Below are 20,633 nucleotides of genomic sequence, written 5' to 3' on the forward strand. Positions count from 1 at the left end.
CGTCGAGGTGAACGTCACGCCGCGCGGTTCCCAGCGGGCCGGTGTCGCTATCGCGTCGTGAATGCGCCGCCGTTGACATGGATGGTCTGGCCGGTGATGTGCCTGGCGCCGCGAGAGGCGAGGAAATAGGCGGTCTCGGCGATGTCGTCCGGCGTGCCCGGCCGCTTGTCGTGGGTCTCCCGAACGAGTGCGCCGTGGCGTTCGTCCGTCATCTGCCCGCGGAAGAAGCCGGTGCCCGCGATGTAGCCGGCGGAGATCACGTTGCTGGTGATGCCGCGCGGGCCGACCTCGGCGGAGAGGAAGGCGTTCCAGGCGGCGAGGGCGGCCTTGGACGCGCCGTAGGAACCGCCTCGACGCTCCGCTCCGATCGAGCCGATGCTGATGACCGAGCCGCCGGGGACGAGCTTGGCCTGGACCGAGGCGGTGGTCAGGACCGCGCTGAGCAGGTTCTGGGACAGGGCGGCCTGCCACTGGGCGAACAGCGCCTCCAGAGGCGAGGCGTCGGCGGGTGCCGCGTCGGCCAGGCCGCCGGCCGCGTTGACCAGTACGTCAAGTGTCTCGCCGAGCCGGGTGCTCAGTGCCTCGACCTGCCCGGGCTGAGTCGCGTCGCAGACCACGCCGTGCACGCTCAGTTCCTTGGCGGTCCGCTCGACGGAGTCGGCGTGCCGTCCGGTGATGAAGACCTCGGCGTGGTCGGCGGCGAATCTCGCGGCGATGGCGCGGCCGATGCCGCTGCCGCCCCCGGTGACAAGCACGATGCGGGTCAAGGTTCCTCCTGCTCGATAGTATGTTTAGATCTAAACATAGCTGCCGCTGACAGAGGACCGCACCATGGCTGATGCCGTTTCACCGGCGGGGGACCCTGTTCCCGCCTACCCCGCCGCGGAGATCGCGGCGGCCTGGCAACGCGAACGGCCCGGCACCCCAACCGAGTCGATCGAGGTCGTGACGCCCATCTGGCGCTTGGCGAAGCTGTTCGCGGACGACCGCGGCCGGGTTCTGCGAGCGGAGGGAATCGATGCCGCGACTCTCGACCTGCTGTCCGTCATCCGCCGCTCCGGGCCGCCCTACACCCTCAGCACCCGTGAGATCGCACGGCGGACGCTGGTGACCGCCGGCGCGATCTCCCAGCGGGTCGCCCGGGCCGAACGGGACGGACTCGTGCGGCGAACGCCGGGCGCGACCGGGCGTCGGACCGTGCTGGTGTCGTTGACGGCCGAGGGACACGCGCTCATCGAGCGTTCCGTCGACGTGGTGCTCGGCCGCGAGGCGGCGCTCGTCAGTTGCCTGTCCGAGTCCGAACGCGCCTCACTCATCGGCTTGCTGGAGAAACTGACGGCCGACGTCAGACTCCGCACGGTCGAGCCTGAGGGGGCGGCTACCAGCGGTTGCCCTTGAGAAGCTGGCCGCGGACCGCGCCGTCGGCGAACTGGGTGGTGTGCAGGTTGGCGTACCAGTTCTTCGGGTTGGCCTTGATGCCGTTGAGCACGCCGGTGTTCTTGACCACGACGGAGCCGGAGCTGATGTTGCCGCGGGTCTTGCCGTTGGACAGCAGGTCGATGACGACGTCACCGTTGGTGCCGGCCTTGCCGCGGTGGATGTGGAACGCGGTGGGCTTGGAGACGTTCTTCCACTGGACGATGTAGTACATGCGGTTGCCCTGGATGCGGAACTTCGCGACCGCCACTCCGTTGCGGTCGTTGACCTTCTTGCCCGGCGCTCGAACCTCGTTCCTGCCGAGGAGCACCGAGGCGAAGTAGTAGCTCTTGGCCTGGCTCGCCTCGGCGCCGGTGAACGTGGCGGCGGTGGCGCTCACCCCGGCGGACGCCGTGGCGGTGGCCGCCCCGGCCGGTACCGCCACCGCGCCGACGGCCAGCGCCGCGGCCGCCGCGCCCAACGCCACCCGGCCCAGTACGCGCCGCCGCGAGATGCGTCCGCCGTCAACCTGCTCGAATGCGTTCATCGGAACCTCTTCCTTGGGTTTGCTGTGCGGCTCCTTGCCGACATCGCAGACATTAGGAGAGGTACTGAGCCGATCGTAAGTTTTGGGACTATCCGTGTTATGGGCTGATGTAGGCCAGATGCGGATCGGCGAAGAAGGCCCGGACAATGTCGGGACGCTTTTGCAGCCGGCGCATGCTGCGGTGCATAGCCGCGGCCAGCTCATGCTCATCGGCGACCGCCTGGCGCGCCACCCGGGCCTTGACGTTTTGGTTGACCCACTCATCGGGGTTGACCTCCGGCGCATACGCGGGCAGGAAAAACAACCGCAGCCGCCCGCCGGTACGCGCGACGAAATCACCGACCGCTCGGGCGGTATGAATCGACGAGCCGTCGACGATCAAAACGATCGGCCCGGTAATGGTGCGCAGCAGCTGCGCGCAGAACCCGAGGAACGCCCACCGGTCCATCGCGCCGTGTCCCAGCCGATAGCGCAGTGTGCCGTCGGCCCCGACCGCCGAGAACATCTTCACCGACCGGCGACCCGCCCCGGCTGACACGACCGGCGTCTGCCCCACCAGGGCCCAGGTGGTGCCGCAGCGGTGATCGACACGCATGCTCATCTCGTCGGCGAACAACACCACTGTCCCGCGTCTGCGCGCCCGGCGGCAGATTGCCGGGAAGGCCACCGTCGTCCACCCGGTGATGGCCGCCGGATCACGCCGGAGTGCGGCGTAGGCCGGACGCTGTGGCGACAGGCCCAGCCCGCGCAGCAGCCGCCCGGTCGCCGTCACCGACAGGTCGATCCCGAACCAGGCCGCGATCACCATCGCCACCAGCGCCCTGGTCCACAGCACAACGGCCGTGCCCAGTACCTGACGGGGGGTGACGTCACGGACCACCGCCTTGATGGTCTGCTCCTGGCCGGGGGTGAGCCGCCGTGGCCGGCCCGGCGCCTTCTTGATCCGTAGCGCCTCGATACCGCCCGCCCGCGCCTGGCGTTTCCACCGAAACACCGATTCGCGGCCTACTCCCAGTGCTTCAGCCACCCGATCCGGTGACATGCTCCCTCCCAGTAACCGGAGGGCGAAGACCTTCTCCTCGAACGTCGCTCTGCGACCTTTTCTGGCCATACTCCAAGCATGTCCCCGCCGGAACGCGATCTCCCACCGCCACCCAACAAGTACCAAAACTTATGATCGGCTCAGTAGCTGCCGGTGTTAGCGTACAAATCCACATAAAGCGTCGAGTGTGCACAACGGCACATACCGCCCTCGCGGTGGGCCTCAGCCCGCCGTGGTCGTCCGGGGTTACTCCGCGAACTCCGGCCGGTGCGGGATCCGGCCGGCTGGAACATCCATGGCGTACTGCTGCTCGAAGGCGACCGTCTGAGTGTTTGCGGCCGGCTGCTGAGCGGGAGCGGGCCTGCACGAGTGAGAGCGGACGACGTGCTTGGCGAGCTTTTCCCACTTGGCGTAGGCATCGGGGAATCCGGAGCGCTGCACGGCCTGCGCGGCCTGGGTGAGCGGGAGCCGCTTCCAATGGGAGACGGTCGCCAGCCCCTGGTAGAACTTACGCGCCGAGTACTTCGGGTTGAGGATCTGCTTGCGGGTTCCCCAGCCCTGGGACGGGCGCTGCTGGAACAGCCCGAGGGAGTCGCGATCGCCGTAGTTGAGATTGCGCAGCTGGGATTCCTGCAGGCTCGTGGCCACCCCGATGACGGCCGCGCGGGTGGGGAGCCCGAGTTTGGACGCCATCTCGATGACGATGGCGGCGTTGGCCTTCTGCTCGGCGCCCAGCGTGCGGAGCTGTTTTGACGCTTTCGCCGACGACGCCGCGAGGCAGGTCGAAGCCTTGCCTGCGGCCTCGCCCGCAGGCGGTGCCGCGGTGGCCGGCTGCGCCTTGCCGTTCGGCTGCGCCGTGGCAGGTGGCTGTGCCTCGCCGTTCGGCTGTGCCGCGGTGGCCGGCTGTGTCTTGCCGTTCGGCTGTGCCGCGGCGGGTGGCTGTGCCTCGCCGGCCGGCTGTGCCGCGGCGGACGCGCTGCCGACGCCGAGGAGGCATGTGCTCAGCAGCGAGGTGCCGACCGCGCCCGCCGCGATCCGGGCATGGGAACCAGTGCACATTCGGGCGAGGGTACAGCGCTTCCGGTTGAGAACCTCGGAGAACTTCATGGGAGAGGGGTCCTTCGAAAGGGAACAGGGGCCTTCCCGCGGAAATCTCAGGGCCCGTGGTCGTCAGGGCCCGGCGGCGCGGGGGAAGAGGCGCTCAGCCCGGCGAGGGGACGCCGGTGGGAGGGCCATTGGAGTACGGCGAAGCCGGGCGCTGCCGCGCGAGGGCGACGGGCCGGCCGGGGGAGTGACCCGGTTGTGTCGGGACCGGACGAACGGCCTCATCGGACACGGTTCCTGAAACAGGGTTTTACCGACGAGGACCGGCCGGGTGCGCGATTCACCGTGAGAACGGCGTCACATTCGGGCCGGGAACGCGAATCAGCGCCGATGCCGTCCGATTAAGATCGGTCCGGCGAATCCGAGGGCGGATGATGCTGTGATCGTCACGCATTTCTCCATTCCTTGAACGCCTACCGGGTTAGCTGTCGGGCTCGGGCCAGGAGTCGCCCTACCATCCGCGTCGGGATGGATTCGCCCCCTGCGGCGATCAGCCGCGTAGTTGGGTCCTCGGCTCCGGCGGCATGGAATGTCACCGGACTCGGCGCCGGACGGCGGCCTTCCGCTTGAAGGTCGTGTCACCATCCGTTTACTGAAACTAGACACTAACCTCAAATATGGACAAAGCAAACTAAAACCCCCAAAATTGCAAAGATCTACCTTTCTGGCCCTGATTCCGACCGTCGGCCACCGCGCCCGCGGGGCCGCTTACCCCCTGGCCTGGGTGGTAGCGTTCATGATCAGTTGCCTCCGAATGTCGTTGACACGAACCGATCATGTTAAACAGGACCTGCGATGAGCATTGAATCGACGCCGCGCCAGGCGGTCGCCGACCGCATGATCGAGATTCCCGCCGGGGCGATCATCCTGCGGGACGAGGGTACGAAGACGAACTGGAAGGCCGAGGTCGGGGCCTTCCGGCTGGCGCCGTATCCCGTGACCCGCGAGCTGTACCACGCCGTTCTGGGCGAGGCGCCCGCGAGTGCGGCGGGGCCGCGGACGCCGGTGACCGAGGTCTCCTGGATGGATGCCGTACGGTTCTGCAACCTGCTCTCGCAGTCGAAGGGGCTCGACCCCTGCTACTCGATGGGCGACGACCCCGACGGGCAGGACGTGGTCTGCGACTGGGACGCCGACGGCTATCGCCTCCCGTCCGAGGCGGAGTGGGAGTACGCCTGCAGGGCCGGAAGCGCCGGCGTCCGCTACGGGGAGCTGGACGAGATCGCCTGGTACCGCGGGAACTCCGGTGAGGAGATGCACGACGTCGCGACCAAGGCGCCGAACAGGTGGGGGCTCTACGACATGATCGGCAACGTGTGGGAGTGGTGCTGGGACCTCTACGATCCCAGCGTCTACGGCCCGTACCGCGTGTTCCGCGGCGGAGGTCTGTACGATCAGCCCCGATCGTGCCGGGCGTCGTGCCGCCGCAAGAGTCACCCGACCCTTCGCATCGACGACCTCGGGTTCAGGCTCGCCCGATCACGGTGAAAGGCGGTCGCGGACGGGTGCGGTTCCCGCGAGGGTCCGTCAGAAACCGAGCTCGCTCAGCCCGGGATGGGCGTCCGGCCGGCGCCCCAGCGGCCAGTGGTAGGCGCGTTCCGACTCCTCGATGGGAAGGTCGTTGATGGACGCGTGCCTCGCGACCATCACCCCCTGCGCGTCGAATTCCCAATTCTCGTTGCCGTAGGAGCGAGACCAGTTACCCGAGTCGTCGTGGGATTCGTAGGCGAAGCGCACGGCGATACGGTTGCCGTCGAAGGCCCAGAGTTCCTTGATGAGCCGGTAGTCCAGCTCTCTCGTCCACTTGCGCGTGAGGAAAGCGATGATCTCGTCGCGTCCGTTCACGAACTCCGCGCGATTTCTCCAGTGACAGTCCGGCGTGTATCCCTGAGCCACGCGTTCCGGTTCGCGGGTGTTCCAGGCGTCTTCCGCCAACCGGACTTTCTCGATGGCGGCGTCGCGAGTGAACGGGGGAAGCGGAGGATGCGTCGCCATCTTCTCTCCTTACGACGTGTGTGACGGTGCTTCGAAAAGCGCCGGAGTGGTTCCGCTCGCTTCGCCGTCTTCCCTGGTCAGAGTACGGTTTCATCCGGCGTTCGTCACCGATGACGACGGCGCGTCGGCGACCGGGCGGATGCCGGCCGGTGCGGGAAACGCGTTCTCGTCAGGGATCACCCGAACCCCCAGCCGCAATGGGACGTATCGCGGGTCAGGGATGATGTGCCGGATCGGGTGCGGCGACAAGAATGACGAGCCGCTGGACCGGCCAGGCGATCAAGTGCGCCGGGCGCCGTCCTGATCATCCTCCGGCTACCAGAACTTCGATCGCCGTCCTGTCCGGCGGGAGGGAATCCGGCCGGAGCTCGTCAGGCATCAGGCCGCGAGCAGGGCTTGAACCACGGGAGGTCCGACCTACGAACGTCTGCTGAACGAGATCCCCCGACGGACGAGCAACGAACTGTCGATCAAAGTGGCACGCTGATGGTATGGCGTAATCGCCGCCCCCCGAAGGGGGATCAGGTGACCGGTTCACCGCAGACGCAGCACATCGTCGTCCTTGATCCGTCCGAAGTGCCGGCTGCCCGTGCGCTGGCAGCACTCCAGAACGTCGAGGTGGAAGAGGTCCCGCGCCGCGGCATCGAGCCTGTGGTCACCGTGACCCTGATCCTGGTGGGCGCTGTGACCGCGGTCGGCGCCGTGGTGCATGTTCTGGAGCAGCACAAGGGCGGTCAGGTGATCGACCTGAGACCGGGCGCGCCGAAGGCGTTCTACCGCACCCCGGAGGTGGTTTTCGGAACGGTGGTCATCATTGCCGAGGACGGCAAGGTGACCGTCGAGGTCAAGGAACCGGAGGGCATGTTCGGCAAGGTGATCTCCATCCTCCCCGAATTGCTGTCCGGTGGCGCCGACAGCGCGGAGCAGATCGCGCAGACGGTCACGGCGATGTTCGACTCCGAGGTGGAGGTTGAGACGGTCGAGATCCCGCCTCCGGCAGGTGAGAGATGAATGCGCGCCGGTCTCACGAAGAAGCGCGGCGTTTCCTCGAGCACCTTCGCGCTCACAACCAGGCCGCGCTTGGAATCTCCTCCGACTCCTCTGCCCTCGTCGACCGGGCTGATCCGAGCGATACGGTGAACCGGTTCCTGCGTGAGAGCCTGCACCCCGAAGATGCCCGGGATCCGGAGATCCGAGCGCTGGTGGAGCAGCATTTCGCGCGCAGTCATCACGGCAATGACGAGATGCTGGCCGGCTTGCAGGACAACATCGAACAGACCGCGGCCGCCCGTATCAAGGGTGTGGATCTCGCGCCCCTGAGTCCGCTCATCGGCTATCTGCAGACGGGACAGCTCAACGCCGTGAGCATGCGCGTGCCGGGCCGCTCCGGCGACTATCTGGTGCTCTTCGAAGACGAGATGCTGCTCTTCGCCTCCAAGCTCAGCAAGGCCGTCGCCTGGGCCATACCCGCCGGCCCAAGCGACGCGAACGGCATGATGACCTTCGAGTGGGGCATGCCTCCCGTGACCGAGCGGATCGAGGCCAGACCCGAGGTCGCCGAGCAGTTCGCGGACATCGTCATCACCTACGCCGTCACAGGGGGCGTCGGTCAGGCCGCCCACCACATGGTGCCGCCGGGCTACCTCAATCTCGCCTCCATGATGCGCGACTCCCTCGAATACTTCGTTCTGGGTCACGAGTACTCCCACATCCTGCTGGGCCACCTGGACATCGCCGAGTCGCGCAAGGGTGTCCTACCGGCCGGCGAGGCCGAGGTGCTGGCTTACTCGTGGCGTCAGGAGCTCGACGCGGATTGGTTCGGCATGGTTCTGTCGATCAACGCGCTCATTGATCACGAGGATCAGGACATCCCCTTTGGTTTCATTGGTATCAGTCTGTTCTTCGACGCGCTGGATGTCATGGACCGCGCTGTCGCTCTGCTGCAGACCGGCGACGAGAACGCCCGTCAGCTCGGCTCTCACCCACCCTCCGATCTGCGCAAACGGTACCTGCGCGACTTCTTGCCGCAGATGGCCGGAGGTGATCCCGAGCTCTCCGAGGACGTGCGAACCGCTCTCGAGCTGGCCGATGTCCAGAGCGAGATCATTCGTCTGCTGTGGGAGCGCACCCGGCCGATCCTGCTGGACCTGCGCCGACATGGTGTGTCAGTGGCTCCCACCTGGAGGACGATCCCCAAGGAGGCCGGGGACGAGACCGTGCCAGGGCCGTAGGGTCGTGGCACCGGGACGATGGTCACGGGCTCCGGCGTAGCGGCGTTCGTCTCGTTTTCGATCGTGTGAGGTCGAGGGCGGTCAGGGCGCGGGTCGCGGGAGAGCGGCGTCGAGCACGATCCTTGCGTGGGCGACCTGCTGTAACGGTGCGGTACGAGAGCCCGAACCATTTCGCCGAGATCACCTCACTGGGAAATATTCGGCGTGGTCACGGCGTTGCTGGTCTCTCACGGAGGTGAGGACTCCGGGGGACGGCACGGTGAAGATCGGATACATCGGCGGAACCCGCGCCGGACCGCTGCCCGGAGTCGGGGATATGTCCGGAATTGGACGTATCCCACTATTTTGGTAGGCTTAGCGGGAAAATCGTCAACGGTGCGTATCGCGCCCGTCGTCGGCGACGCCTCCGTACCCGACATGATCGGCAGGTTCGCCTGCCCAGAATGAAGTGAGCTGTTCACAACCATGTCCGCACTGGCTTCCGCGCGCACGATCGACTCCGCGCGTACCGGCTGGGACGCCTGGCGGGCGTCCCGGCTGGCCTCCCTCGTCACGCCCACGGGCAACCTCGCGCTCGTCGAGACCCGCTGGCAGGCGAGTGGCCAGGACGAGTCCATCGAGGACGCGCTGTCCGGCCGGCCGGACAGCGTGACGGCGACCAGGCTGGAGCGACGGAACATCGACACGGGCGAGGTGGAGCGCGGCATCCGCCTCTGGGACGCGGACGCGCCGTCGATCCGGCACTTCGACACCGTCGAGGCGTTCCCGTTCGACCCGGACTGGGTGATCGAGGCCACCTTCACCCCGGTGCCCGGGTCGCGCCGCATCCCGTTCGAGCACATCCGTGACAACGGCGGCACCCGTGAGCTCGTCGTTCCCGGCGACATCACCTTCGACCTGCACGGCACCGCCTACTCGCTGAGCGCGTTCGACGACGACGGAACGCTGCTCCTGGTCTTCGGTGACAAGACCAACGGCGTGAGCACCTACGCCGCCGGCCGGTTCCTGATCGTGCGGCGCGAGCCCGGCGGCGACCGGGTCGTGCTCGACTTCAACCGGGCCTTCGTCCCGCCGTGCGGATTCTCCGTCCACTACAACTGTCCGCTGCCGCCGCCGCAGAACCGCTTTCACGTCGCCGTCGACGCGGGCGAGAGGCTTCCGGTGTTCCTCGACGGCTACGAGATCCACTGAGGCGGCACCGAGACCGCGCCGAGCCGGCGAACGGGGACGCACCCGCGACGCCGGTGAGGTTCAGGCCGCCCATCATGCCCGGCCGTACGGCCATCGATCAGGAGAAACAGTGAAAAGCAAGATGGCGTCGCTCGTCGGCGCCACCCTCATGGTCGCGCTGACCCTCACCGCCTGCGGCTCCGGCTCCGGCTCCGGCAACGCCTCGTCGGCCGGTTCGGAGAGCACGTCGCCGACCGGCTCGTACGATCCGAACGCGACGATCGAGATCGGCTCGCTCTACGAACCCCAGAACCTCGACAACACGGGCGGCGGCGGGCAGGGGGTGACCGAGGCGTTCAACGGGAACGTCTACGAAGGCTTGTTCAGGCTCGGCGACGACGGCAAGGTCGAGAACCTGCTCGCCAAGGACTACAAGGTCAGCCCCGACGGCCTCACCTACACGTTCACGCTGCGGGACGGTGTCACGTTCCACTCGGGTGACCCCCTCACCTCCGCCGACGTGAAGTACAGCATCGAGAAGGTCCTCGCCAAGGACTCGCAGTCCGCCCGTAAGAGCAGTTTCGCCGGGGTCAAGAGCATCACGACTCCCGACGACAGCACGGTGACCGTGAAACTGGCCACCAAGTCGATCTCGTTCGTCTACAACCTCAGCTACGTGTGGATCATCAACGACCAGGCGAAGAACCTCACGACCTCGGAAGACGGCACGGGTCCCTACAAACTCGGGACGTGGAAGCGGGGCTCCTCGCTGAGCCTGGACCTGTTCGCGGGCTACTGGGGCACGCCCCCGACGAACAAGGGGGTGGTCTTCCACTACTTCACGGAGGCGACCGCCCTCAACAACGCGCTGCTGACCAACGCCGTCGACATCGTGACCAGCGAGCAGAGCCCGGACGCCCTGGCCCAGTTCAGCGGCAACGAGGATTACAAGGTCAACAACGGTCATTCGACGACCAAGCTCCTTCTGGCCTTCAACGACAGGGTGAAGCCTTTCGACAACGCCCTCGTCCGCAAGGCCGTCACCTCCGCGATCGACAACCGCAAGCTGCTCACCTCGATCTGGGGCGACTACGGAACCCTGATCGGTTCGATGGTCCCGCCGACCGACCCGTGGTACGAGGACCTGACCACGGTGAACCCCTACGACGTGGAACTGGCCAAGAAGCAGCTGTCGGAGGCCGGTTACGCCAATGGGTTCGGCTTCACGCTCGACACCCCGAACTACGACCCGCATCCCACGGCGGCCACGTTCATCAAGAGCGAGCTGGCCAAGGTCGGCATCACCGTCACGATCAACGTCATCACCGCGGACGAGTGGTACACCAAGGTTTTCAAGGACCACGACTTCGCCGCGACGCTCCAGGAGCACGTCAACGACCGCGACGTCGTCTGGTACGGCAATCCCGACTTCTACTGGGGATACGACAACCCTGAGGTCACCAAGCTGGTGAACCAGGCGGAGCAGTCGGACACGACCGACGAGCAGGCGGCTCTGCTCAAGAAGGCCAACCAGCAGATCGCCGCGGACGCCGCCAGTGACTGGCTCTACCTCTATCCGCAGATCGTCGTGGCGTCGTCGTCGCTGTCGGGTTATCCCCTCAACGGCCTGAACTCGCAGTTCTACGCCTACACCATCAAGAAGAGCTGATGCCCGCTCCACGTCCAGGCCGTCGCGAAGAGCCGATGTCCGCTCAGCACGCCCCGGTCCGCCCCGTCCCGGTCCGCCGTCCCGTACGGCCGGCCCGGGGCGGGGCGTCCCGCCCCGGGCCGGCGGCCTGACCCGCCATGGCCGTCTACCTGCTGCGGCGAGTGGTCTTCCTCGTCGTCTCGCTGTTCCTGGCCAGCGTGCTGCTGTTCCTCCTGCTGCGCCTGCTGCCCGGTGACCCCGCCAACTCGCTGCTGTCGATCGGGGCCACCCCGGAGCAGCTCGCGGCCGCCCGCCACCAGGTCGGGTCGGATCTCCCGTTGCCGGAGCAGTTCGTCTCCTGGCTTGGCCGGCTGATGACCCTCGACCTGGGCACCTCCTTCGTCAGCACCCTCCCGGTCGGCCCGGAGATCGCCTCGCGACTGGCCGTCACCGTTCCCCTCACCCTGCTGTCCTTTCTCCTGGCGGTCGTCGTGGCCCTGCCGGTCGGCTTCGTCGCGGCCTATCGCTCCGGCACCTGGTACGGCTCGCTGCTCGGCGGGCTGTCCCAGCTGGGGATCGCGGTGCCGGCCTTCTGGGTGGGGATGCTTCTGATCACGGTGTTCTCGCTCCGGCTCCGGGTACTGCCGGCCGGAGGGTTCCCGCGGGACGACTGGGCCGACCCGGCCGACGCGCTGACCTCACTGGCCCTGCCCGTCGTCACGATCGCCCTCGTCATGTCCGCGTCGCTCATCCGCTACGTCCGCTCCGCCACGCTGGACGTGCTCGGCAGCGACTACCTGCGGACGTTCAGGGCGCTCGGATCCTCCTTCACCGGGGCGATGTGGCGTCACGGCCTGCGCAACGCGGCGGTTCCCGTCGTCTCGATCCTCGGGATCGAGCTCGCCACCACCTTTCTCGGCGCCGTCGTGGTCGAGAGCGTGTTCGCCCTTCCGGGGCTCGGCAGCATGCTCATCAAGGGGATCGCGCAGCATGACTATCCGGTCATCCAGGGCGTCCTGTTCGTCAGCACCCTGGGGGTTCTGGTGATCGGGTTCCTCGCCGACCTCGCCCAGCGGATCATGGACTCGCGGCTGCGCGGCACCGTCTCCGGGAACGCGCGATGAGCGCCGTGATCGAAACCGGAGCCCTCCGCGCCCCGGCGCGCCCGCGCCGGTCCACGACCCTGGTGATCGGCTGCGTGCTCGTCGGAGCGATCGTCGCCGTCGCGGTCGTCTCTCTCTTCTGGGTTCCGTACGACCCGGCCGACACCTCGGGTGACCGGCTCATGCCCCCCGGCCTGCCCCACCTGTTCGGCACGGACAAACTCGGCAGGGACCTGCTCACCCAGCTGATGATCGGCGCGCGGATCGCCCTGACGGTCGGGATCGGGTCGGTCGCGCTCGGCGGCGTCCTCGGAGTCGCGGGCGGCCTGGCCGCGGGCTTCGCCACCCGGTGGCTCGACGACACGATCTCGGCCCTGCTCGACATCCTCATCGCCTTCCCCACCCTGCTGCTGGCCATGCTCGTGGTCGCCGTACGGGACGCCTCTCTCGGCTCGGCCATCCTGGCGATCGGGCTGGCGATGTCCGCGATCGTGGCCCGGCTGACCCGGGTGCTCGTCAAACGCGTGCTGTCGGAGGACTTCATCACGGCCTCGCGCACCTCGGGAACCTCCTGGCCGCGCGTGGTGACCGGACACATCCTGCCGAACATCTGGCCGACGCTCCTGGTCAACCTCGCGCTGCAGCTCGGTCTCGCCGTACTGGCCGAGGCGTCCCTGTCCTATCTCGGGCTGGGCCCTCCACCGCCGAACGCGTCCTGGGGAAGCATGCTGCAGGCGGCTCAGGCGACCGTGCTCACGTCACCGGTCGGCGCCATCGCTCCCGGTGTGCTCCTGGTCATGCTCGTCATCGGCGTGAACCTGATCGCCGACGGCCTCAGGGACGTGGCCGACCCGACCCAGAGGAGAGCGCGATGAGCCTGCTCGACGTCACGGGACTCCGGGTGCGTTCCGCGGACGGCCGCGAACTCGTCTCCGACGTGTCCTTCTCGATCGACGCGGGCACGAGGCTCGGACTGATCGGTGAGTCGGGTTCGGGCAAGTCGCTGACCACACTCGCGATCATGGGCCTGCTGCCGGCGGGGATGACCGTGTCCGGCAGCATCGTGCTGGACGTCCCGGGGCTGCCTCGGACCCAGATCGTCGGCGCGGCCGAGGGAGCCCTGAACGGGCTGCGCGGCCGGGCCGTGACCGTCGTCTTCCAGGAACCCCTGACGGCGCTCGACCCGCTCATGAGGGTCGGCCGCCAGGTCGCCGAGCCCCTCGGGCGAAGGCGCGGGCTGCGCGGCTCCGCTCTGCGCGCGGCCGTCCTCGCGGCGCTTGAGGAGGTCCGGCTCACGGAGCCGGACCGCATCGCGAGGGCGTATCCGCATGAGATCTCCGGCGGTCAGCGCCAGCGGGTCGCCATGGCCATGGCCCTCGCCTGCGAACCCGCGCTGCTGATCGCCGACGAACCCACCACGGCCCTTGACGTGACGGTCCAGGCGGAGGTGCTCGCGTTGCTGGACAGCCTGGTCTCCGCCCGGGGGATGGCCCTGCTGTTCATCAGCCACGATCTCGCGGTCGTCTCGACCGTCACCGACCGTGTCCTCGTCCTCAAGGACGGCCACGCCGTGGAGGAGGGGATCGTCCAGGACATCGTGAACGCCCCTCGGGACCCGTACACCCGCTCCCTGGTGGCCAGCGCCCGGGAGCTCGACAGCGCACTGGATCGGATCACACGATGATTCCGCCGACCCCGCCGACCCCGCCGACCCCGCCGACCCCGCCGACCCCGCCGACCCCGGCCATTCTTGAGGCACGTCAGGTGGGTTTCGCCTACCGCGGCGCGGCTCCCGTCCTCACCGACGTCTCGATCGCCGTGACCCCGGGGCGCGGGGTCGCGCTGGTCGGCGAGTCAGGAGCGGGCAAGACCACGCTCCTGAGACTCCTGCTCGGCCTGACCCGGCCCACCAGCGGACAGATCCTTTTCGACGGCGCGGAGCTGGCGCCGCGGGACCGCGGGCAGATGCGCGCGTTCCGGCGCACCGTCCAGACCGTGTTCCAGGATCCGTACTCCTCGCTCGACCCGCGGCAGCGCGTGGGCAGGATCATCGCCGAACCTCTACGCTCCCTCGGCCTGATGGCGGAGGACCGGCCGGACGGCTCGCATGCGGGCCGGCGTTTCGCGGGACCCGGCGGGGCTCGCCGGTCCGGGTCGGGCGACCCGCGGGTCGACCCCCGTGTCGCCGCCGCGCTGCAGGTCGTCGGGTTGCCACAGGACGTCGCGCGCCGTTACCCGCACGAGTTCTCCGGCGGGCAGCGTCAGCGCATCGCCATCGCGCGTGCCATCGTGTGCGAGCCCCGGGTGCTGCTCGCGGACGAGCCCGTCAGCGCGCTGGACGTCTCGACCCGGGTGCGCATCGTCGATCTGCTGGCCGAGCTGGGGGAGAGTCATGGGCTGACCGTCGTGATGGTGTCGCACGACCTCGCCGTGGTCGCGATGTTGTGCCGGCATACGGCGGTGCTCGAACGGGGCCGCATCGTGGAGCAGGGCGACACCGCCTCGGTGCTCGGCTCTCCCGGCCACCCCTATACGCGCAAGCTGGTCGACAGCGTGCCGAGGCTTCCAGCCGGGGCTTAGCGCTCCGTCGCCTTCGGGCTTTTCGGCGACGGAGCAGCCTCCTCAGGCTACCGAGGCAGCCACGGGGCATCCGAGCCGGCGGATGCCCCGGTGTCGCTCATCGTCGGGGCTTCTGCGAGACCCTCGGCAGGACGTAGGGCGGTCCGGCGAAGGCCAGATCGGCCTTGACGACGTTGTAGGCGCGCTTGGGCAGGTAGGACTCGTCGTACAGGGTGGCCAGGCCCTCCGGGGGGTTGGAGAACCAGCTGGGCACCCATGAGTGCTTGTCGGTGAGTCCCCAGACGGTGTAGGACAGGCAGCGCCGGTTGGCCAGGCATGCCTGAAGGAGCACGCTGTAGTTCGCCGCCGACGCCTGGAGACGGGGATTGATCTCGTTGGCGTCGCCTGCCCGCACGCCGTCGGTCATCAGACTGCGCACGTCCACCTCGGTGAACGCCGTGGCGAGCCCGAGATCGGAGAAGGCGTCGAGCACTTCGAGCGCCTGGAAGGCGTCGTAGTTGCCGTACTGGGTGGCAAGGTGCCCCTGGCTGCCCACGCCGTCGATGGGGACGCCGCTCGCGCGCAGCTGCTTGGCCATGTTGTAGGTGTACCAGGTCTTGTCGGAGGGGCCGCGGTCGCTGAACGCCTCGATGTTGTAGTCGTTGTAGAACAACAGGGCCTCAGGGTCGGCGGCGCGGGCCCAGCGGAAGGCGTCGGCGATGTAGCCGGGGCCGAGGTGCTGCGCCCAGAAGCCCTTCAGGTGGATCGACGACGGGCTGTCCCACGGGTCGCTGACCGCCTCGTTGACGACGTCCCACTGCCAGATCTTGCCCTTGAAGCGCTTGACGACGGTGGTGATGTGCTTGCGCAGGATGTCACGGAGTTCCGTGTTGCTGATCGTCCCGTCGTTGACGCCCTGGGTGAGCCAGGTCGGCAACTGGTTCTGCCAGACCAGCACGTGACCGCGGACCTTCTGCTTGTTCTTGCGGGCGAAGTCGATCAATTCGTCGGCCGGACCCCAGTTGTACACGCCCCGGGTGGGTTCGAGCGCCTCCCACTTCATGACGTTCTCCGCGGTGACACTGGAGAACTGTGACGCGGCGAGCGCACGGTACTGGGGACTGGCCGCGTCGCGCAGTGCGTCCATGTCGATCGCGGTGCCGATGGCGAGGTTGTGGCGGGCGGCGAGCGTGCGCAGACTCTGCTCGGCGACCGTGGGATGCCGCTGGTCCGCGGAAACGGGTACGGCGGTCAGTACGCCGGCCAGCATGAGCACGGTGGCACCGACGACCAGGAAACGTTTCATCGAACTCCCTTGGAATCGGCCCCCGAAAATTTCGGTTTAAGAACGAAAGGTAACGTTAGCAAAGCTCTCCATGGGAGAAAAGGGCAATGTTGTAACCCCGAAACGTTTCGGAAATCACCCCTCGTAAGGGCCGTGAACGCCTCGCTCCGCTCAGGGAAGGGGAGCGGGGAAGCGGAGGCCGTGACGCGGGCATGTACGTATCGAGGGTGCCGCCCCTCCGTTCCTTCGCGAGTGGAGGCGGCTCGGTCCGCGCCGCGACCGTGGAGGGTGAGTCGATCTCGGACCGATGGGGCGGCCGAATCGGATTCCGGGTCAAGAAACGGTGCGGAGTGCGCCGGTCTTCGCCACGACGGGCCTGCCGGTTTCCGCCGCGACGGGCTCGTCGCGATCATGCTTTGTTTCATCGCATCCCGTGCAGTATGTTTCGGTGAATATATGAAACTTTCAGGAATGCCGGCTCAAATTTTGATTGTTCGGCAGGGGGTAGCGCCGACCGGCGTCTCATTCGATCAGCCATTCAGGGCCACTGGTCAGGACGAATGCATTCTCGGCACATCTTAAATCAAGATCAGGTTTCCGAGGTGTTTCCGAAAGTTATTGACAGCTCGACGGAGTGAAACTCACACTCTCACCATCGGCAGCCCTCAACCACTGTCGATCCGGGTCACCCGCCGCGTGGCCTGATCCTCCGGTCGTCGACCGCACGACGACCGGCCAGCCCCGCCGCGTTGTACGACTCCGACGCGCGGTGGTCGTCACCCTGGCCACCGACGGCCCCGCCGGGTCATATCACGCTGCCTGCCCCCCGCGAGCCTTCACGAGGAGGAAGCACGCACATGAACGATGCCCCCGCCCACCTGAAGAGCCGCAGACGCGGCCGCACCAGGCTGCTCATCGGCCGTGCCTGCGCCGCGGCGCTGGCCGTGGCCATAGCGATGCTGCCCGGCGTCGCCAACGCGGCCATAACCTCCAACCAGACCGGCACCAACAACGGCTACTTCTATTCGTTCTGGACCGACAGCGCCGGGTCGGTCTCCATGGAACTGGGAGCCGCCGGCAATTACAGCACCTCATGGAGAAACACCGGGAACTTCGTTGCGGGAAAGGGCTGGAGCACCGGCGGACGCAGGACCGTCAACTACTCGGGCAGTTTCAATCCGTCCGGCAACGCATATCTCACCCTCTACGGGTGGACGAGAAACCCACTCGTGGAGTATTACATCGTTGACAACTGGGGCACCTACAGGCCCACGGGAACGTACAAGGGCACGGTCACCAGCGACGGCGGTACGTACGACATCTACCAGACGACGCGAACCAATGCCCCCTCCATCGACGGCATCAGAACCTTCAGTCAGTACTGGAGTGTCCGGCAGTCAAAGAAAACGGGCGGAACCATAACCTCCGGAAACCACTTTGACGCATGGTCCCGTAACGGAATGAGCCTCGGCAACCACGATTACATGATCCTCGCAACAGAGGGATATCAGAGCAGCGGGAACTCCAATATCACGGTGGACGGCTCCTCCGGCGGCGGCGGCGGCGGTGGCGGTGGCGGTGGCGGTGGCGGCGGTGGCGGCTGCACCGCGTCGCTGTCCGCGGGTCAGCAGTGGAGTGACCGATACAACCTCAACGTCTCGGTCAGCGGCTCCAGCAACTGGACCGTGACGATGAACGTCCCCTCCCCAGCGAAGATCATCTCTACGTGGAACATCAGCGCTGCCTATCCCAGCGCCCAGGTGCTGACCGCCAGACCCAACGGCAACGGCAACAACTGGGGTGCGACGATCCAGGCCAACGGCAACTCGACCTGGCCGACGGTCTCCTGCAGCGCGAGCTGACCTCCGAACACCCGAAACACCGCACCCGTGGCGCGGCGGCCCGTGGCCGCCGCGCCTGTGCTTGCCGTGGTCGATCAGGCCTTGAAGGCGGAGGGGTTCCGGCCGGCGGTCAGCGGTTCGTCCATGCCTGGAGGTTCAGGACCAGCTGAGTGCACCGCGCGTGGCCCAGTAGGCCTCGGGGTCCTCGGCCAGCCCGGCGAGCCGCTCGTCGAGTTTCGCGTCCCAGCCGGTCTCGGCCGCGCTCAGGTTGCTGCGCAGTTGCTCGATCGAGGCCGCGCCGCTCAGCACCGTCCCGGCCCACGGCCGCGCGAGCACGGCCGCGAGGGCGAGCGCGTCCGGTGTCGTACCCCGCTCGCGCGCGGCGGTCACGAGCGCCTCCGGTGCCGCGCGGGCGGTCAGGCGCCCGTTCGCCACGCCCTCCTTGACGATCACGCCCATCCCCGCCGCGTGCGCCCGGGAGAGTGCCTCGCCGGCCGAGCGCTCCAGGAGATTCCAGGTCGACTGCACGGTGTCGAACAGCCCGGCCTCGACCGCCCGCTCGATCGTGTCGGCCTGGCGCGGCCCGGTGGTCGAGACCCCGATCGCGACTCCCTCGGCCCGCAGCGCGCGCAGCAGGTCGAGCACGCCCTCGTCGTCGAACACGCCGCTCTCCACCGTCGCCGAGTGGATCTGGTACAGAGACAGGTGCTCGCCGAGCAGCTCGCGGCTCTGGTCCAGCTGGCGGCGGAACTGGGTGGCGGACAGCTCCTTCACCTCGTGGCGCGCGGCGTCCAGCCGCCAGTCGCCGACGTAGGCGTATCCCCACTTCGAGCCGATCGTTGCCGCTCCCGGGGCGATCGCGCGGTCGCGCAGCCAGCCGGCGAGGAACTCCTCCGCGCGCCCGTACGAGCGGGCCGTGTCGAAGTAACGCACGCCCGCCGCCCACGCGGCGTCGAGCACGGCCCAGGTCCGCGCCCGCATCGTGGCCACGCTGCGGTCGTCGCCGAGATCCTCGGCGCGGCCGAGCGTGATGTAGGCGGGGCGGCCGAGCGCGGCCAGGCCGAGACCGAGCGGCGTCACCGTCAGGCGGGTGCGGCCCAGCGGACGCCGGGCCGGCGCGTCCATGCCCGGCGGCTCCATGTCCGGCGATTCCATGCTTCACAATATAGCGACCACGATGCCGGCGCCCTGAGCCGGAGGGTGCCCTCTCGGCCGTTCCGGCCTTTTTGGAATCGACTGCCGATGTCGGTGCGATAAAGATGGGAAACGGTGCCGTGCCGACCGGTTCCCACTACTTTCTCCAGAGTTCAAGAAACCGTTTCCAGCGGTCCGAGTGGAAATCCCGGGGAACGATGCTGATGCGTTCCTGCAGGCCGGTCGCGTGGGCGAGCGCGTTGACGGTCCGCACATAGTTCAGGACGTTGACGAGGCCTACCTGGTCCTGCCTGGTCAATTCTTCCTGCCGGTTGAGCCGGTGGAGCACCTCCGTCGCCTTCCAGAGGGGCCTGGCGGGATAAGGATGCAGCGCGTCCACCAGAAGATACGATCGCGAGTCGATGAAGACGACATTGCCGTCACCGACCATGTCCATGGTCTCGCCCGTCGCCGCCGTATAGGCCAATGAACTGCCGGCGAACCTCCGAAGGGCGTCCATGAATGCGGGGTTTCGCTGAGACCGCTGGAGCAGTCTGGCGATCGACGGGCTCTGCTGGACATCGAGGAGGAGCTCGCGATCGAAATCCGCCGGGCCGACGAGCTCCAGCCAGCGCCGGTTGACCTCCACGTACTTCTCCGGGTTGGGGTTCTTTCCTATCTCGGCGTATCCGGTCGCGAGGTCCAGGTTGTCGAGACTCTCAAGACCGTGAACTCTGCTCTGCCGGGTCACTATCGTGGGAAACTCGTAGGTCCTGTCGCCATCGAGTTTGTTCTCTCCGATGAATTCATTGATGACGCGCCCGGGCCAGTCCACGATCCGGACGTCGACGGTCTGGTCGATGACATGGGATGGTCCATGAGAATCCCGTAGCTTCGCGAAGCGAGACTCCTTGTCATTGGCGATGTCCAGCAGGGCGGAAGTCGCCTCGGCTCCTGAAAGCCGACCGGGTTCCCATCCTTCCGTCCAGCCCAATACACGCTTGTTCGCATTGTAATCGAGCTTGAATATCGTCTCGCCGTCCCTGAAGACGAGATGCTCGCCGCCTTTGGTGAGATATATCAGATCCGCGCCGGACGGGCCTTTCATGTATTCGCCGGTGCCGGGGCGCACGGAATACAGGGATTCGTTGGGGCTCCAGTTCACGAGAGCATTGTTGAGAGCCGTCGAGAACTGTTCGCCACTGAGTATCGCCCGGCTGTCCACGCCTTCGCGGAGACGCGCCAAGCCGTTCGCGTCAAGCTCGCCCAGTCTTTTCAGCGGGGTCTCGAAGCGCCGGTCGCCGGCCAGGTCGTCCCAGCGGAGACCCGCACCGTCCGGCGGTGAGACGTCCGCCGACGCCCGCGCCACGTCGACGGTCTCCGGGCAGCGGTCCACCGCGGCGAGCCGGGAGGCCGAATCGCCGGCCCCCGGGTCGACAGGTCTGAACGGCCGGGTCCGTCGGGGGAGCCGAAGACGCCACCCGCCTCCGGCGGAGGAGTGCCGGTCTCGGGGCGGGGAGGGGGACCCCCACCGGGGTCGGGAAAGGGGCGGGGCGGC

The 20,633-nt window shown here is 67.5% G+C and carries 19 protein-coding genes and 1 riboswitch; of the genes, 11 read left to right on the forward strand and 8 right to left on the reverse strand.

Annotated elements, in window-relative coordinates:
- Window positions 1-47 precede the first annotated feature (47 nt).
- A complete protein-coding gene (locus J2853_RS06655; protein ID WP_307556031.1) occupies window positions 48-767 on the reverse strand; it encodes an SDR family NAD(P)-dependent oxidoreductase in 720 nt (239 codons plus the stop codon).
- Between the two features lie 64 nt (window positions 768-831).
- Between J2853_RS06655 and J2853_RS06660 the strand changes: the two genes are divergently transcribed.
- Window positions 832-1,398, forward strand: coding sequence for a MarR family winged helix-turn-helix transcriptional regulator (locus J2853_RS06660; protein ID WP_307556033.1), 567 nt, complete (start codon window positions 832-834; stop codon window positions 1,396-1,398).
- Here the strand turns inward: J2853_RS06660 and J2853_RS06665 are convergent.
- The 3 genes from J2853_RS06665 to J2853_RS06675 form a co-directional block, all read right to left on the reverse strand.
- On the reverse strand, window positions 1,379-1,963 hold the full coding sequence (locus tag J2853_RS06665) for a CHRD domain-containing protein (RefSeq protein WP_307556035.1): 585 nt from the start codon (window positions 1,961-1,963) through the stop codon (window positions 1,379-1,381). The two genes, J2853_RS06660 and J2853_RS06665, sit on opposite strands and share 20 nt — an antisense overlap.
- A gap of 97 nt (window positions 1,964-2,060) precedes the next feature.
- A complete protein-coding gene (locus tag J2853_RS06670; protein ID WP_307556037.1) occupies window positions 2,061-3,074 on the reverse strand; it encodes an IS630 family transposase in 1,014 nt (337 codons plus the stop codon).
- A 177-nt stretch (window positions 3,075-3,251) separates the two neighbouring features.
- Window positions 3,252-4,064 (reverse strand): hypothetical protein, encoded by an 813-nt coding sequence (locus tag J2853_RS06675; RefSeq protein WP_307556039.1) that lies wholly within the window; start codon window positions 4,062-4,064, stop codon window positions 3,252-3,254.
- 439 nt (window positions 4,065-4,503) lie between these two features.
- Window positions 4,504-4,666: riboswitch (cyclic di-AMP (ydaO/yuaA leader) on the reverse strand.
- 238 nt (window positions 4,667-4,904) lie between these two features.
- Between J2853_RS06675 and J2853_RS06680 the strand changes: the two genes are divergently transcribed.
- Window positions 4,905-5,597 (forward strand): formylglycine-generating enzyme family protein, encoded by a 693-nt coding sequence (locus J2853_RS06680; RefSeq protein ID WP_307556041.1) that lies wholly within the window; start codon window positions 4,905-4,907, stop codon window positions 5,595-5,597.
- A 39-nt stretch (window positions 5,598-5,636) separates the two neighbouring features.
- On the opposite strand, the gene J2853_RS06685 is transcribed toward J2853_RS06680, so the two are convergent.
- On the reverse strand, window positions 5,637-6,104 hold the full coding sequence (locus J2853_RS06685; protein WP_307556043.1) for a nuclear transport factor 2 family protein: 468 nt from the start codon (window positions 6,102-6,104) through the stop codon (window positions 5,637-5,639).
- A 525-nt stretch (window positions 6,105-6,629) separates the two neighbouring features.
- On the opposite strand from J2853_RS06685, the gene J2853_RS06690 reads away from it, so the two are divergent.
- The 8 genes from J2853_RS06690 (at window position 6,630) to J2853_RS06725 (ending at window position 14,836) form a co-directional block, all read left to right on the forward strand.
- Entirely contained in the window at window positions 6,630-7,115 is a 486-nt protein-coding gene (locus J2853_RS06690; RefSeq protein ID WP_307556045.1) for a hypothetical protein, read from the forward strand.
- Window positions 7,112-8,335, forward strand: coding sequence for a hypothetical protein (locus J2853_RS06695; protein ID WP_307556047.1), 1,224 nt, complete (start codon window positions 7,112-7,114; stop codon window positions 8,333-8,335). Before J2853_RS06690 ends, J2853_RS06695 begins: the two co-directional genes overlap by 4 nt.
- A gap of 465 nt (window positions 8,336-8,800) precedes the next feature.
- Complete coding sequence (locus J2853_RS06700; protein ID WP_307556049.1) at window positions 8,801-9,526, forward strand: DUF1684 domain-containing protein; 726 nt, start codon at window positions 8,801-8,803, stop codon at window positions 9,524-9,526.
- A gap of 109 nt (window positions 9,527-9,635) precedes the next feature.
- Window positions 9,636-11,174 (forward strand): ABC transporter substrate-binding protein, encoded by a 1,539-nt coding sequence (locus J2853_RS06705; RefSeq protein ID WP_307556051.1) that lies wholly within the window; start codon window positions 9,636-9,638, stop codon window positions 11,172-11,174.
- 137 nt (window positions 11,175-11,311) lie between these two features.
- Window positions 11,312-12,277: an ABC transporter permease gene (locus J2853_RS06710; RefSeq protein ID WP_307556053.1), complete on the forward strand. Its 966-nt coding sequence runs from the start codon at window positions 11,312-11,314 to the stop codon at window positions 12,275-12,277.
- Window positions 12,274-13,131: an ABC transporter permease gene (locus J2853_RS06715; protein ID WP_307556055.1), complete on the forward strand. Its 858-nt coding sequence runs from the start codon at window positions 12,274-12,276 to the stop codon at window positions 13,129-13,131. The genes J2853_RS06710 and J2853_RS06715 overlap by 4 nt, the downstream gene beginning before the upstream one ends.
- Window positions 13,128-13,940 (forward strand): ATP-binding cassette domain-containing protein, encoded by an 813-nt coding sequence (locus J2853_RS06720; protein ID WP_307556057.1) that lies wholly within the window; start codon window positions 13,128-13,130, stop codon window positions 13,938-13,940. The genes J2853_RS06715 and J2853_RS06720 overlap by 4 nt, the downstream gene beginning before the upstream one ends.
- Window positions 13,937-14,836: an ABC transporter ATP-binding protein gene (locus tag J2853_RS06725; protein ID WP_307556059.1), complete on the forward strand. Its 900-nt coding sequence runs from the start codon at window positions 13,937-13,939 to the stop codon at window positions 14,834-14,836. Before J2853_RS06720 ends, J2853_RS06725 begins: the two co-directional genes overlap by 4 nt.
- 97 nt (window positions 14,837-14,933) lie before the next feature.
- Here the strand turns inward: J2853_RS06725 and J2853_RS06730 are convergent, their stop codons facing one another.
- Entirely contained in the window at window positions 14,934-16,121 is a 1,188-nt protein-coding gene (locus tag J2853_RS06730; RefSeq protein ID WP_307556061.1) for an endo-1,4-beta-xylanase, read from the reverse strand.
- 836 nt (window positions 16,122-16,957) lie between these two features.
- Here J2853_RS06730 and xynA point away from each other — a divergent pair.
- Complete coding sequence (gene xynA, locus J2853_RS06735; protein WP_307556063.1) at window positions 16,958-17,962, forward strand: endo-1,4-beta-xylanase XynA; 1,005 nt, start codon at window positions 16,958-16,960, stop codon at window positions 17,960-17,962.
- A 135-nt stretch (window positions 17,963-18,097) separates the two neighbouring features.
- On the opposite strand, the gene J2853_RS06740 is transcribed toward xynA, so the two are convergent.
- Window positions 18,098-19,096: an aldo/keto reductase gene (locus J2853_RS06740; RefSeq protein WP_307556065.1), complete on the reverse strand. Its 999-nt coding sequence runs from the start codon at window positions 19,094-19,096 to the stop codon at window positions 18,098-18,100.
- A 136-nt stretch (window positions 19,097-19,232) separates the two neighbouring features.
- The gene (locus tag J2853_RS06745; protein ID WP_307556067.1) at window positions 19,233-20,471 is read right to left on the reverse strand and encodes a hypothetical protein; all 1,239 of its coding nucleotides are present in this window, start codon (window positions 20,469-20,471) and stop codon (window positions 19,233-19,235) included.
- Window positions 20,472-20,633: the final 162 nt, after the last annotated feature.

Source organism: Streptosporangium lutulentum (assembly GCF_030811455.1).
Taxonomy (GTDB): domain Bacteria; phylum Actinomycetota; class Actinomycetes; order Streptosporangiales; family Streptosporangiaceae; genus Streptosporangium; species Streptosporangium lutulentum.